General features: G+C 72.9%; 13 protein-coding genes. 9 read left to right on the forward strand and 4 right to left on the reverse strand.

Going from position 1 to position 12,643, the window contains the following annotated elements:
- Positions 1-8: 8 nt before the first annotated feature.
- Together GXP74_RS15530 and GXP74_RS15535 are read left to right on the forward strand one after the other, a co-directional pair.
- Entirely contained in the window at positions 9-1,094 is a 1,086-nt protein-coding gene (locus GXP74_RS15530) for an alpha-hydroxy acid oxidase (RefSeq protein ID WP_182452067.1), read from the forward strand.
- A 39-nt stretch (positions 1,095-1,133) separates the two neighbouring features.
- Entirely contained in the window at positions 1,134-1,907 is a 774-nt protein-coding gene (locus tag GXP74_RS15535; protein ID WP_182452068.1) for a methyltransferase domain-containing protein, read from the forward strand.
- A gap of 97 nt (positions 1,908-2,004) precedes the next feature.
- On the opposite strand, the gene GXP74_RS15540 is transcribed toward GXP74_RS15535, so the two are convergent.
- The 4 genes from GXP74_RS15540 to GXP74_RS15555 all read right to left on the reverse strand — a co-directional run bounded on the left by GXP74_RS15540 (position 2,005) and on the right by GXP74_RS15555 (position 5,517).
- Positions 2,005-2,769: an ABC transporter permease gene (locus tag GXP74_RS15540; RefSeq protein WP_182452069.1), complete on the reverse strand. Its 765-nt coding sequence runs from the start codon at positions 2,767-2,769 to the stop codon at positions 2,005-2,007.
- Positions 2,770-2,903: 134 nt separating this feature from the next.
- Complete coding sequence (locus GXP74_RS15545; protein WP_182452070.1) at positions 2,904-3,884, reverse strand: ATP-binding cassette domain-containing protein; 981 nt, start codon at positions 3,882-3,884, stop codon at positions 2,904-2,906.
- A 149-nt stretch (positions 3,885-4,033) separates the two neighbouring features.
- Positions 4,034-5,203: a glycosyltransferase gene (locus tag GXP74_RS15550; RefSeq protein WP_182452071.1), complete on the reverse strand. Its 1,170-nt coding sequence runs from the start codon at positions 5,201-5,203 to the stop codon at positions 4,034-4,036.
- Positions 5,200-5,517, reverse strand: a complete 318-nt coding sequence (locus GXP74_RS15555; RefSeq protein WP_182452072.1) for a hypothetical protein — start codon at positions 5,515-5,517, stop codon at positions 5,200-5,202. The genes GXP74_RS15550 and GXP74_RS15555 overlap by 4 nt, the downstream gene beginning before the upstream one ends.
- Positions 5,518-5,614: 97 nt before the next feature.
- On the opposite strand from GXP74_RS15555, the gene GXP74_RS15560 reads away from it, so the two are divergent.
- From GXP74_RS15560 to GXP74_RS15590, 7 genes are all read left to right on the forward strand, one after another.
- Positions 5,615-6,547 (forward strand): 3-oxoacyl-[acyl-carrier-protein] synthase III C-terminal domain-containing protein, encoded by a 933-nt coding sequence (locus GXP74_RS15560; RefSeq protein ID WP_182452073.1) that lies wholly within the window; start codon positions 5,615-5,617, stop codon positions 6,545-6,547.
- A gap of 152 nt (positions 6,548-6,699) precedes the next feature.
- Positions 6,700-6,987 (forward strand): phosphopantetheine-binding protein, encoded by a 288-nt coding sequence (locus GXP74_RS15565; protein WP_225447964.1) that lies wholly within the window; start codon positions 6,700-6,702, stop codon positions 6,985-6,987.
- Positions 6,988-7,045: 58 nt separating this feature from the next.
- Entirely contained in the window at positions 7,046-7,894 is an 849-nt protein-coding gene (locus GXP74_RS15570; RefSeq protein ID WP_182452075.1) for a 2-hydroxy-acid oxidase, read from the forward strand.
- A complete protein-coding gene (locus GXP74_RS15575; protein ID WP_182452076.1) occupies positions 7,891-8,631 on the forward strand; it encodes a 4'-phosphopantetheinyl transferase superfamily protein in 741 nt (246 codons plus the stop codon). Before GXP74_RS15570 ends, GXP74_RS15575 begins: the two co-directional genes overlap by 4 nt.
- 12 nt (positions 8,632-8,643) lie before the next feature.
- Positions 8,644-10,365 (forward strand): condensation domain-containing protein, encoded by a 1,722-nt coding sequence (locus GXP74_RS15580; RefSeq protein ID WP_182452077.1) that lies wholly within the window; start codon positions 8,644-8,646, stop codon positions 10,363-10,365.
- Between the two features lie 130 nt (positions 10,366-10,495).
- Positions 10,496-11,095: a nitroreductase family protein gene (locus tag GXP74_RS15585; RefSeq protein WP_182452078.1), complete on the forward strand. Its 600-nt coding sequence runs from the start codon at positions 10,496-10,498 to the stop codon at positions 11,093-11,095.
- A 165-nt stretch (positions 11,096-11,260) separates the two neighbouring features.
- Positions 11,261-12,637 (forward strand): condensation domain-containing protein, encoded by a 1,377-nt coding sequence (locus GXP74_RS15590; RefSeq protein WP_182452079.1) that lies wholly within the window; start codon positions 11,261-11,263, stop codon positions 12,635-12,637.
- Positions 12,638-12,643 lie beyond the last annotated feature (6 nt).

Below are 12,643 nucleotides of genomic sequence, written 5' to 3' on the forward strand. Positions count from 1 at the left end.
GTGTGTCCGTGGGTCCGCTCTCCCTGGCCGAGGTGGAACGCGAAGCCCGGATCCGGCTTCCGCCGGAATCCTGGGACTTCATCCAGGGCGGGAGCGGGGCCGAGCGCACGCTGGCGGCCAACCTCGCCCAGTTCGACGGGTACACGCTGCGCCCGCGGGTGCTGGTCGACGTCTCCGACTGCGATCCCTCGCTCGAACTGCTGGGCGACCGGTGGTCCGCGCCGCTCGGCATCGCACCCATGGCGTACCATCAGCTGGCCCATCCCGAGGGGGAGCTGGCCACCGCCCGGGCCGCCGGGCGGGCGGGATTGCCGCTGGTGGCGGGCATCTTCGCGAGTCGGACGCTGGAGCAGATCGCCGCGGCGGCCACTGGTCCGCTCTGGCTTCAGCTGTACTGGCTGCGGCGGCGCGAGGCGCTGGCGGCGCTGGTCGAGCGGGCCGAGGCGGCCGGGTACCGGGCGCTGGTGCTGACCGTCGACGCGCCCCGGGTGGGTCGGCGGCTGCGGGACGCCCGGAACGGCTTCACCGTCCCCGAGGGGGTGCGCGCGGTCAACCTGGACCCGTCGCTGATGGCCGCCAGCCACCGCCGGACCGAGGGTGCCTCCGGCATCGAGGTGCACGCGCGCGAGCAGTTCGATCCCGCGCTGACCTGGGCGGATCTGTCCTGGCTGCGGGAACGCAGCAGCCTGCCGCTGGTGCTCAAGGGCATCCTCACCGCCGAGGACGCCAGGCGGGCGGTCGACCACGGAGCGGCGGCGGTGGTGGTGTCCAACCACGGCGGGCGCCAGCTCGACGGCGCGCCGCCGACCCTGGCGGTGCTGCCGGAGGTGGTCGACGCCGTCCCGGCGGAGGTTCCGGTGCTGGTGGACGGCGGTTTCCGGCAGGGGACCGACATCGCCGTGGCGCTGGCGCTGGGCGCGCGGGCGGTGCTGATCGGCCGCCCGGTGCTCTGGGGTCTGGCCCGCGCCGGGGAGGCCGGGGTGGACCACGTGCTGGCCCTGTTGCGGGCCGAATTGGACGATGCCATGGCGTTGTTGGGGCGTCCCCGATTGCGTGATTTCGATCGCGGCGCGGTCGGCCGCGGGTGTGAGTGATTGTGAACGTTCAACGGACATCCAGAAAAGGACATGTATATGTCAAAGCAGTCGGCTTCATTTCCGGGATGGGACTGGGACGACCCTGATCGGCTCGCCGGACAACTCGACGACTTCAGCGCGCAAGTAGCCGTCTGCGAGAAACTCGAACCCGTCGGGGCGCTGCCGCACAGTCGCCAGGACTTCCAGGAACTCGGCCTCACCGGCATTGAGTTCGCGGCCTTCAGGACCGCGCACCCGGAAGGGCTGGGCACCGACCTGACCCCCCTGCGCAGCCCCGAGCTCAGCAGCGAGCCGGGCACCCTCTACCGGGTGGACGGCGAGCGCAGCTTCACCCAGCTCGACATCGGCCGGCCGCTGCCGTTCGCGGACGCCAGCGTCGACTGGGTCTACGCCGAACACCTCATCGAGCACGTCACCATGCCCGTCGCCGTCGGCTGGCTGACCGAGGCCCGCCGGGTGCTGCGGCCCGGTGGCGTGCTCCGGCTGACCACCCCCGACCTGGCCCGCTACCTGCACGGCTACGCGGCCGACGACGGCTTCCTGGCCCGCCACCGGCGGCGGCTGAGCATGCTCGGCTTCGGGCCGCCGATGCCGCAGCGCAAGGCCTTCCTGGTCAACCAGATCTTCCGCTACTACGGCCACCAGTGGATCTACGACCTGGACGAGCTGCGGCACGTCCTGGTCCGCGCCGGGTTCGCCGCCGAGGACGTCCGCCACTGCGCCTACCGCACCGGCGTCCGCGCCGACGTGGCCGACCTCGACACGCCGTTCCGCACCGACGAGACGGTCTACGTCGAGGCCGACCGCTGACCGGCGCCCCACTCGGGGGCCGACAGCACACGCGGAGAGCCGGGGCCGACTGGCCCCGGCTCTCCTTGGTGCGGTACCCGCGGTCGGTGCGGGGCGCTCAGCGCACCCGGTCCGCGAACAGCCGGGCCGACCAGCCGACCGCGACCACGGTCAGCACCACCACGATGGCCAGGCTCTCCCACACGGCGGGCGCGCCGCCGTTGCCGGAGAACAGCGCCCGCATGCCCTGTACGGCCCAGTAGAAGGGGTTCCAGCGGGCGATCGAGCGCAGCCAGGTCGGGGCCAGCGCCAGTGGCAGCAGCACCCCGGAGAGCAGCGCGATCGGCTGCGCCACGGTGTTCACCACCGGTGCCAGCGCCGCGTCGTTGGGCACCAGCAGGGCGATGCCGTAGGAGACGGACGAGGTCATCAGCGCTAGCAGGGCCATCAGCAGGTAGGCCAGCAGCAGGTTCAGCGGATTGACCCGCAGCCCGAACGGCAGCGCCAGCAGGGTGATGATCACGGCCTGTAGCAGCAGCGCCACCACCTCGCGCAGTGCCCGGCCGAGCAGCAGCGCCAGCCGGCTCACCGGGGTCACCCGGGCCCGCTCGATGATCCCCGCCCGCAACTCGCCGAGCAGGCTGAAACCGGTGAACAGTCCGCCGAAGATCACCAGCACGGCCAACAGGCCCGGTACGTAGATCTGGTACGTCTCGGCGTAGGTCTTCGCGCCCATCGGGGCCAGCGCCGACTTCAGCAGCGGTGCGAAGAGCAGCAGGTAGAAGATGGGCTGGATGACCCCGACGGCGATCCACACCGGGGTACGGGCCATCAGCAGCAGCTGTCGCTGGAAGACCAGCCAGGTGTCGCGGGCGAGCTTCATCGGTGCCTCGACTCGGTTCGGTCGGAGTGTCGGAGTGTCGGAGTTCCGGACACGCTTGATGACGACACGTCAAAGTAGGGCGCGTCCAGCGGAGTTGCGCGGTGCGGGGCCGGTTCGACGGCCCCGCACCGGGGTCAGGACTGCTGGAGCGAACGGCCGGTACGGGCCAGGAAGACGTCGTCCAGGCTGGGCCGTTGCAGCTGCACGGTGGTCGGCACCGCACCGCAGCCCTCCAGCGTGCGCAGCACCTGCGGGATGGCGGTCGGGCCGCTCTCCACGTACAGCCGCAGGCTGCCGTCCTCCTGCTGCTCCAGCCGGTGCAGGTACGGCGCGTCACGCAGCACCTTGGCGGCCTGCTCGCCGATGTCCGCGCTGTTGCCGGTGCTGTCGGCCTCCAGGCCGACCAGCAGCACGTCACCGGCGATCTCCTGCTTGAGGCCGTCCGGGGTGCCCTCGGCGACGATCTCGCCGTGGTCGATGATGCCGATGCGGTCGCACAGCGCGTCCGCCTCGTCCAGGTAGTGGGTGGTGACGAAGACGGTCATGCCCTCGGCGCGGAGGCGGCGCACCTCCTCCCACACCCGGGTACGGCTGGGCGGGTCGAGCCCCACCGTGGGCTCGTCCAGGAACAGCACCTTGGGGCTGTGGATCACGCCCAGGGCGATGTCCACCCGGCGGCGTTGGCCGCCGGAGTAGGTGGCGCAGTGGCGGTCGGCGTACTCGGACAGGTCGAAGGCGGTCAGCGCGGCCTCGGCATGGCGTTGGGCGTCGGCCTTGCTGATGCCGAACAGCCGCGCCTGGTGCACGAGTTCCTCGCGTCCGCTGACGCCGTCGGTGGTGCCGCCGCCCTGGGCGACGTAGCCGATCCGGCGGCGGACCCCGGCGGGGTCGGTGCGCAGGTCGGCCCCGGCGATCCGGGCCTCGCCGCCGTCCGGGCGGATCAGCGTGGCCAGCATGCGCAGGGTGGTGGTCTTCCCGGCGCCGTTCGGGCCGAGGAAACCGAAGATCTCCCCAGCGGGGACGGACAGGTCGATGCCGCGTACGGCGTCAACGGTGGTGGTCTCGCGGCGGTTCCGGGACTGGAAGGATTTGCGCAGTCCCACGGTCTCGATCAACCAGGGCTCCCGATAAGGGGGGTGGGGCGCCAGTGGCACCAGGGAAAAGTGGTGCTGAGGGCAACCCTAGGGTCTTCGACGGGGTGGAAACAATGGCCTAGACCAATAGATTTGCCGGTCAGCGGGGTCCACGCATGATCCACGCGCGGTCAGCGCGGGGACCTCGGCAGTGCCTCAAGCCGGTCCGCGGCCGTGTGCGCCCCGCCACCGGAACGCAGTCCGGCGCCCACGCGGGCGGCGGCGGCCCGGTACGCGGGGTCGTCCAGCACCGAGCGTACCGCTGCCGCGAGCCGCTCCGGGGCGACTCGGGCGAACGGCACCCGCAGTCCTGCCCCGGCCGCCTCGACCTGGGCGGCCACGAACGGCTGGTCGTGCCGGATCGGCGCGGTGACCAGGGGGATCCCGTGACTGAGCGCCTCGCCCACGGTGTTCATCCCGCCGTGGCAGACCACCGCGTCCAACTCGCCGCGCCGCATCAGCTCCAGCACCGGCGCCCGGTCCACCACCAGCGCGCCCGGCGGCAGCCGGGACGGCTCCGGCAGCGACTCGGGCGGCGCGGCGACCACCGCCTGCACCTCGTCGCCGAGCAGTGCCAACGCCCGCACCGCCCGCGCGTGGAAGTCCGCGCTGACGTCGGCGGCCAGGGTGCCCATGGTCAGCAGCACCCGTCGGCGGCCCGGGAGCAGCCGCTCCCAGGGGAACGACGGATCCGCCGGACGCTCCGTCAGTACCGGTCCGACCAGCGAGAAGTGCGCGGGGAAGGGCTCGGCCCCGGTGAGCGCGGGGCCGGTGAGCGCGAGTACCAGCTCCGGCGAGAAGCGCGGATCGGTGTACTCCCGCGGTGGCAGCCCGGCGCGCTGCCACAACGCGGTGAGCTGGTCGGTCATCCAGGACTCGACCTTCGGCAGGGCCCGGAACGGCCGCCCGACCTCCATCGCGCCGGGCGCCAGACTCGCCCAGGGCAGCCGGTGCCGGTGGGCGGTCAGCGCCCCTGCGGGGGTGTGCTGGTCCACCACCACCACGTCGGGCCGGTACTCCAGCACGGCCCGGTCCAGGGCCTTCGCGGTGAAGCGCGCGTAGGGGGTGATGAAGCCCTCCCAGAGGGTGCGCAGCGCGCCCAGGCCGTGGCCGCTCTGGGCCCGGAACAGCCGGCTGCCGGTCGCCAGGATCTCGGCGTCCGGACCCAGCAGCGGCCGCAGCACCGCCTCGGAGCCGGTCCAGGCCACCTGGTGGCCCCGGGCCGCGAGTTCGCGGGCGATCCCGACGGTCGGATGCACGTGCCCCGCCAACGGGGGCACCACCAGCAGGAACCGGCTCATCGGGGGCTCCCGACCGGGAGGGTGGGCGTGGCCGAGGGCAGCAGCCGGTGCTCCAGGTCGCCGACGGTGAGTGCCTCCAGTGCGTCCAGGTCCAGCCCGGCCCGGAGCGCGGCCAGGTCGGCCCGCTCGCCGAAGCGAGTCCGCAACAGCGACGCCAGTGCCGCGAGTTCGCATTCGTCCAGCAGCAGGTCGGCGTCCAGCCGCGAGGCGGCGGTGAGCCGCTCCGCCCAACCGGGCGGCGCACCGGCCGCCTCGGCCAGCAGGGCCAGCAGCTCCGGGCGCACGGGCGCGGCGGTCGGGGGGTGATCGTTCATGGGAGGCTCCACCTGCTCGACGGCACGGGGGCGGTGCCCGCTCGATCCGGAAGGGCGCCGCTTGTGCGGCCCGGCGGGCGCGTGAATACTAACCCGCGTGACCGCACTGGAGGCAGTGGCCGTCCACCTTCCCGATACCGCCGTACCCATTGAGGCGGTCGGCGAGCGGATCGGTCTGACCCCACGTCAACTTCAACTCTTCCGCCGCTTCCACGGCCTCGACCAGGTACTCCTGGATCCCGATGGAAGCCTTACCGATCTGCTCGACGGCGCCCTCAGGGCACTGCCCGAGTTGCGTGGACGCGAGCAGCGGGTGCGCTTCGTGATCCACGCGCGGAGCATGCCGGTGGCCGCGCCGTACCCGGTCAACCCCCTGCACGACCTGCTCGAACGCCATGGGCTCGGGCACGCCAACGCCTTCACGGTCTCCCACCACGCGTGTGCGATCGGGCTGCTGGCGATCGACCTGGCCGGTCGACTGCTGTCCGGCGAGGACGATCCGCAGGCCCTGGCGCTGATCCTGGCGGGGGAGAAGACCTTCACCAAGGACGCCCAACTCGTGCCGGAGACCGGCATCTTCGCCGAGGGCGCGGCGGCCTGCCTGGTGCGCTCCGGCGGCGGCCGGGACCAGGTCCTGTCCTACGCGGTACGTCACCGCGGCGAGTTCGACGGGCGGCTGGCGGAGGATCCGGAGCTCGCCGGGCGCTACCAGCGGGAGTACCCGGCGCTGATGGTCGAGGCGATCGACGCGGCGCTGGAGCAGTCCGGCACCGAACGCTCGGAACTCGCGCTGGTGCTGCCGCACAACGTCAACCAGGTCTCCTGGCGCGGCCTGTGCAAGCGGCTCGGGCTGCCACTCGGGAAGGTGGTGCTGGACAACGTGCCCGCAGTCGGGCACAGTTTCGCTGCGGACGCCTTCATCAATCTCCACACGGCGACCACCCGCGGTCTGCTCCGGCAGGGCGACCGCTATCTGGTCGCGGCCTCCGGCATCGGGGCCACCTTCTCCGCCATGGTCGTGGAGCACTGACCTTCCGTCAGATCACTTACTCACGACGTACCCAGCCACTGCCCGCTGTCCGGCCGCAGGGCATCCGCCCGCGCGTCGGCTCGCCCATGAGCCGGGATCCGGACAGCCGCGCGACCGGTCGGCCGCGCCATCACGATGGGAACCAGATACCCGTGGAAGAAACCGCTGTTGAGCCCGGCACCGAACTGCGCGGACAGATCCTGCGCAGCATCGGTGAACTGCTGCCCCGGGTCCTGAAGAAGGAGCTTCCGGAGATCCCCGAGAACGCCTGCCTCTTCGACGACCTCGGCCTGACCTCCGCCGGAACGCTGGAACTGATCCTGGAACTGGAGGAGGCGCTGGACCTCCAGGTGGACGTCGAGGACATCGCGGAGGACGACCTGCGCTCGGTGGCCAGTCTGGCCGACTTCGTCGCCGGGCATGTCGTCGCCGAGGACTGATCCGGTGCCCGGAACCGGTGCGGCCGTGCCGTACCCAGGCGCTGCGCGAACCCCGGGCGTGCGGGTGAGCCGGGTGCTGGCCAGGAACTTCGACGGCAGGTCGGAGACCTCGCTCGACCCGGACCTGCGGGTCTTCGTCTCGGATCTGACCCGGCCGTACGGCGTCCCGCTGCGCGAGGACCTGCTGCGGGCGGGCGTCGGCCACTCCTACGGCGAGATGGCCGAGGGCCTGTTGGCGCAGGCGCTGCCGAACGGCGAACCGGTGGACCTGCTGCTGCTCGCGTTCGCGATCCCGGACGTGCGCCCGGGCCGCTCGACCGCGGTGCACCTGACCCGGTTCTGCGCGGGGACGCCGCTGGCGTTCGCGGTCAACGACCAGGGCCCGGCGGCCGCGTTCACCGCGTTGCGGATCGTCCAGGACTACCAGCGCACCGGCGGCTGCCGACGGGCGGTGGTGCTCGTCGCCGAACAGGCGTCGCTGCACTACACCCCGGCGGTCCCGGTGCGGGTGCCGGACGTCCACTGCGCGGTGGCCCTGGTCTGCGAGGAGAGCGCGACACCGGAACTGACGGTTCATCAGGAAACGACGAAGGCAGGTTCGGTGGCCCAGGCGGTGGCCGGGCGACTGGCGGCGCTGGGGCCGGAGGCAGTACTGCTGGCCGGGTCCGGGCTCGACGGCATCGTCGACCCGGACCTGCCGACCGTGCTCGCCCCGGCCGGGCAGCCCACCACCGGGGTCTGGTCGCAACTCGCCACCCGGCTGCCGGGCTGGCGGGAGCAGCGGCGCCCGGTGCTGGTCGCCGACTACGACCCGGCGCTCGGCCGGCTCAGCCTGGTCGGTGTGCAACCGGTCCCGGCCGCTGCCACCGCCGGGCGGACCCCGGTCGGCGTCGTGGCCGGTCGATGACGCCGGCCCAGGACGAGGTCGAGCTGTGGCTGATCCCCACCGACCAGGATCGTCAACTGGTGGACCACCTGGGTGGGTTGCTGGACCCGGCGGAGCGGTCGCGGGCAGCCGCGGCCGACGATCCGGTGCGCCGCGACCGCTTCACCGTGGCCCACGGCGTGGTCCGGCTGCTGGTGGCGGAGCGGTTGGGGCTGCCCGCGGCCGGACTGCGCTGGCGGCGCGGGCCGAACGGCAAACCCGAGCCGGTCGGCGCCTGGTCCGGCCCGGGCGGGCTGCGGCTCAACTACTCGGCCTCCGGCGCGCTGGCGGTACTGGCGTTGGCGGCGGGCCGCCGGGTGGGGGTGGACGTCGAGGAGCTGCCCGACCCCCGCGTGGCGCGGCGGGTGGCGGACCGGTTCTTCCCGGGCGGGGACGCCCGCTGGGTGGCCGAGGCCGGCTCGCCCGCCGACCGCGCGGCCCGCTTCGCGGTGCTCTGGTGCCGTCGCGAGGCCTGCGTCAAGGTCTACGGCGGCCGACTGGCCGAGAGCCTGACCCTGGCGGTCGGCGATCCCGGTCCGGTGCGGCTGCCGGTGGCCGGGATCAGCTGCTCGGTGCGGGACGTCCCGCTGCCCGGGCATCCGGGGTTCCGGGCGGCGGTCGCCGCCCAGGGCACCCGGCCGTTCCGGCTGAGCAGCACCGTGTGGGACGGCACGCGAGTTCTGATTGATCGTCAACTGTCGCTTGCGACAGGCGGCTGAAAGGCGTGGGATGTGACACGGAGCAGACGGATCAGCATCCGCTACGACGGCGGCAGCAGCGGCGGCGGGCCGCTCACGTTCGGCCAGGACAACATGATCCGCTGCATCCGCTTCGACGAGCCGGAGCAGATGAACAAGCACGGCGTCTGGCCGGTCCCCGCGGGGACCACCGTGGCGGACGGGCTCGCGGCGCTGCGGACGCTGGTCGAGCGGCATGAGACGCTGCGCACCCTCTTCCCCTCGCCGCCGGGCGAACCCGAGGGCTTCCCGGACCGGCAGGAGGTCCACGCGGAGGGCGCGTTCAGCGTCGAGGCGATCGAGGCCGGGCAGCTCGACCCGAGCGAACTCGACGCCTTCGCTGAGGAGTTGGGTCGCAAGGAACTGACCGTGCGGTTCGACCTGGGCCGGGACTTCCCGCTGCGCTGCACGCTGCTCACCGACGGCGAACAGCTGCTGCGGATGACGGTGGTGGTCTGCCACGCCGCCGCCGACGGAGCCGGGACCTCGCTGCTGATCCAGGAGTGGGCGCAACTCGCGAGCGGTCGGCAGCTGCCGCCGGTCGAATCCCGGACGCCGTTGCAACTGGCCGCCGTCGAGCGCTCGACGTCCGGGCTGCGCCGGGCCCGCAGTTCGCTGCGGCACTGGGAGCGGGTGCTGCGGACCAGCCCGCACGCCGTCTTCGCGGACTCCCGGCTGGTCAGCCCGCCGGGCGAGGTCTCGCTGCTGATCTGCCGCTCCCGCGAGGGTGCCAAGGCGTTGCAGGCCGCCTCCCGGCGTACCGGCGCGACCCCGTCGACGGTGCTGCTGGCGGCCTTCGCCGCGCTGGTGGCGCAGCGCGCGGCCCAGCCCGAACTGGTGATCGCCGCGCTGTCGGCCAACCGGCACCGCCCCGGCCTGGCCGACTACCGGGGGACGATCGCCCAGGACGGCTTCCTGGCGTTGCACGCGGGAGCGGCCGACCTGGACGAGCTGATCGGGCGGACCAAGGCCGCCTCCCTGTCCGGCTTCCTGAACAGCACCTTCGACGCCGAGAAGGTCTGGCGGCTGATCGAGGACACCGCGCACCGGCGCGGCGCGCGGTTCGCCCGCCACGTCGTGGTGAACGACCTCAGCCTGACCATTCCGGAGGCCGTCCTCGAAGCCAGGGCGGCGAGCGTGGACGACCCGGAGTTCACCTGGCTGCCGGACCAGCGGCTGCCGGCCCGGCTGATGCTCAACATCCTCCGGGTCGGGGGCCGGTTGGAGTTCGCCCTGCTCGCCTGCCCGCAGGTACTCGACCGGGCGGAGAGCGAGCGGTTCGCCCGGGGGCTGCTGACCCTGGTCGAGCGGGCCGCCGACGGTCCGGTCGCACTGGCCGGGCTGGGCGCGCTGACCGGGATCGCCCCGGGGGAGCGGGTCGGTGACTGGCGGCGGCTGGACAACTCCTGGATCGATCTCGGGGCGGTGCGCGCGCTGCTGGACCAGGCCCTCGATGGGCGCGGTCGGGCGCGGGTGCACCTGGACCAGGGCCGGTTGCGGGCCCGGGTGGTCGGCCTGTCGCCGCCCGGCCCGGAGCAGTTGCACCGCGAGGTGATGGCGCTGCTGCCGCGGTACGAGACGGCGATGGCGCCGCAGTACTACCTGGTGCACCGGGCCGCGCCGGTCGACGGGACGGACTGGGAACGGCTGCCGGTACTGGCCGAGGGGGACGGTCGGGACCCGGCGGTCACCGACTGGCAGGCGCTGCCGCACTGACCACCCGAGCGATGGGCGCGCCTGGCGGCCCGACAAGCGGAATATCCGACCTCGACTGCGGTGTTTGCCCGCTCGGCGTCCGATCCGGACGCCGAGCCAGTCCGATCCGTCCCGACCCTGGAGATCCGGCATGTCCCGTTCCGCAGCCACGTCCGTCCCGCTGCACCCGCTGCTCGCCGAGCGCTGGAGTCCGCGCTCCTTCGACCCGGAGCACCAGGTGGACGAGCAGCAGCTCGCGGCGATCCTCGAAGCCGCTCGGTGGGCCCCGTCGGCCGGCAACCGCCAGCCGTGGGGCTTCCTGGTGGGCCGTCGCGGGGACGCAACCCACAAGGCGATCTTCGAGTCGCTGCGGGAGGCCAACCAGACCTGGGCGGGCAAGGCCTCGCTGCTGGTCGCCGCCGTCGCCGACGAGCGGGGGCCGGACGGCGGGCGCAACGGCTACGCCGCGTACGACACCGGCCTCGCCGTGGCCCAGCTCACGCTGCAGGCGCATGCCCTGGGGCTGCACGCGCACCAGATGGCCGGATTCGACCACGAGCGGCTGCTGGCGGCGCTGGACGCCCCGGCCGAGGGCTTGCTGCCGCTGACCGTGACCGCCATCGGCAGCCTGGCCCACGCGGACCTGCTGCCCGAGCAGTTGCGGCTGCGGGAGACCGCCGCCCGCGAGCGGCGTCCGCTGACCGGGAACGCCTACGCCGGAAGCTGGGGGAGGCCGCTGGACCTCGGCTGACCTGCGCTGATCCGCCGCCGCCCGGGGGCATCGCCGGACGGCGGCGGGCGCTTGCGCGAGCCTGCCGTAATTCAGCTGATGCTCCGTCAATTTCCTTACTAAGAAAGGAAATTACCTTTCCCGGAAGGTCTCGACGCGGGGCTGATGGTGCGCAAGACTCGGCAGATGACCGTGAGTGCGAGTGTGAGTCGAGTGGAGCGCGTCGGCTTCTCCTCCGGCGGTTCCGGTACCGGCCCGGCCACGTGGGGCCAGCAGGCGATCTGGGACGCGGTGAGCAAGCTCGGGGTGGACTCCTACCGGTACAACGTCTGTATCGGCTTCCCGGTGGTACCGGGCATCCCGGTGCCCCGGGTGCTGGCCGCGGTGGCCCAGCTGACCGGGTTGTACCAGTCGCTGCGGACCAGGCTGGAGCCGGACGGAAGCGGCGGGTTGCGGCAGATCCTGGACGCCGCCGGCACCACGCCGGTCTACCTGCGGGAGGCCGGGGCGGACGAGGCCGAGCAGCGGGGACGGGAGCTGCTGGCCGAGTTGGAGACCAGCCCGTTCGACTGCGCGACCGAGTGGCCGATGCGGATCGCCGTGGTGGAGACCGGTGGACTGATGACCTTCGTCGGCTTCTGCCTGTCCCACACGGCGGTGGACGGCTGGGGCCTGTCCCGGGTGGTCACCGACCTGTTCGCGCTGGCGAACGGCGACTCCCCGGAGCAGGTCAGGGAGCGGCACCCGGGGCTGCAACCGCTGGAGGAGGCCGCCTTCCAGACCTCGGACCGGGGGCGGCGGCGGGACGCCAACGCCCGGCAGTACTGGGCCAAGAAGCTGCTGGCCGGTCCCGGGCGGGTGTTCCCGACCCGGCAACCGGGCCCGGCCGCGGCGGTGTTCCCCAACGCGGTGCTGAACTCGCCGTCGCTGGCCCGCGCGGTGGAGCAGGTCGCCGCCGGGCACCGGGCCAGTGGCTCCTCGGTGCTGCTGGCGGCGGCCTCGGTGATGGTGCACCGGCTGACCGGCACCACCGACCCGGTGTTCCAGGTGGTGGTCAACAACCGGTTCCGCTCCGACCTGACGCACGCGGTGACCACCGTGGCGCAGGAGGGGCTGATCCACCTGCCGGACGCCGACCGGGAGTTCGCCGAGGTGGTGGGCCGCGCCCAGGCGGTGACCCTGTCCGCCTACCGGAACGCCTACTACGACAAGCGGCTGCTGGACGCCGACATCGACCGGATGCCGACGGAGCGGGGCCCGGTCGCCGACCGGGGCTGCATCTTCAACGACATCCGTGACCTGGTGCCGCACTACCCGCTGGCGGACGACCCGTCCAAACTGCCGTTGGCCCGGTCGCGTGCGCTGACCACCCTGACCTGGCCGGTGGAGTGCGAGCCGCGACCCGGCACCACCTTCGCCATGGACGCCCAGCACGCCCCCGGCTCACTGGAGTTGTCGATGACGGCGGACACCGCCTACCTGCCCAGGGCGGACATGGAGGCCCTCATGTTCGGCATCGAGGACCTGGTGGTCGGCGAGGCGCTGGCGCTCGGCTGCGACTGAGCCGCG

Source organism: Streptacidiphilus sp. P02-A3a, assembly GCF_014084105.1.
GTDB lineage: Bacteria > Actinomycetota > Actinomycetes > Streptomycetales > Streptomycetaceae > Streptacidiphilus.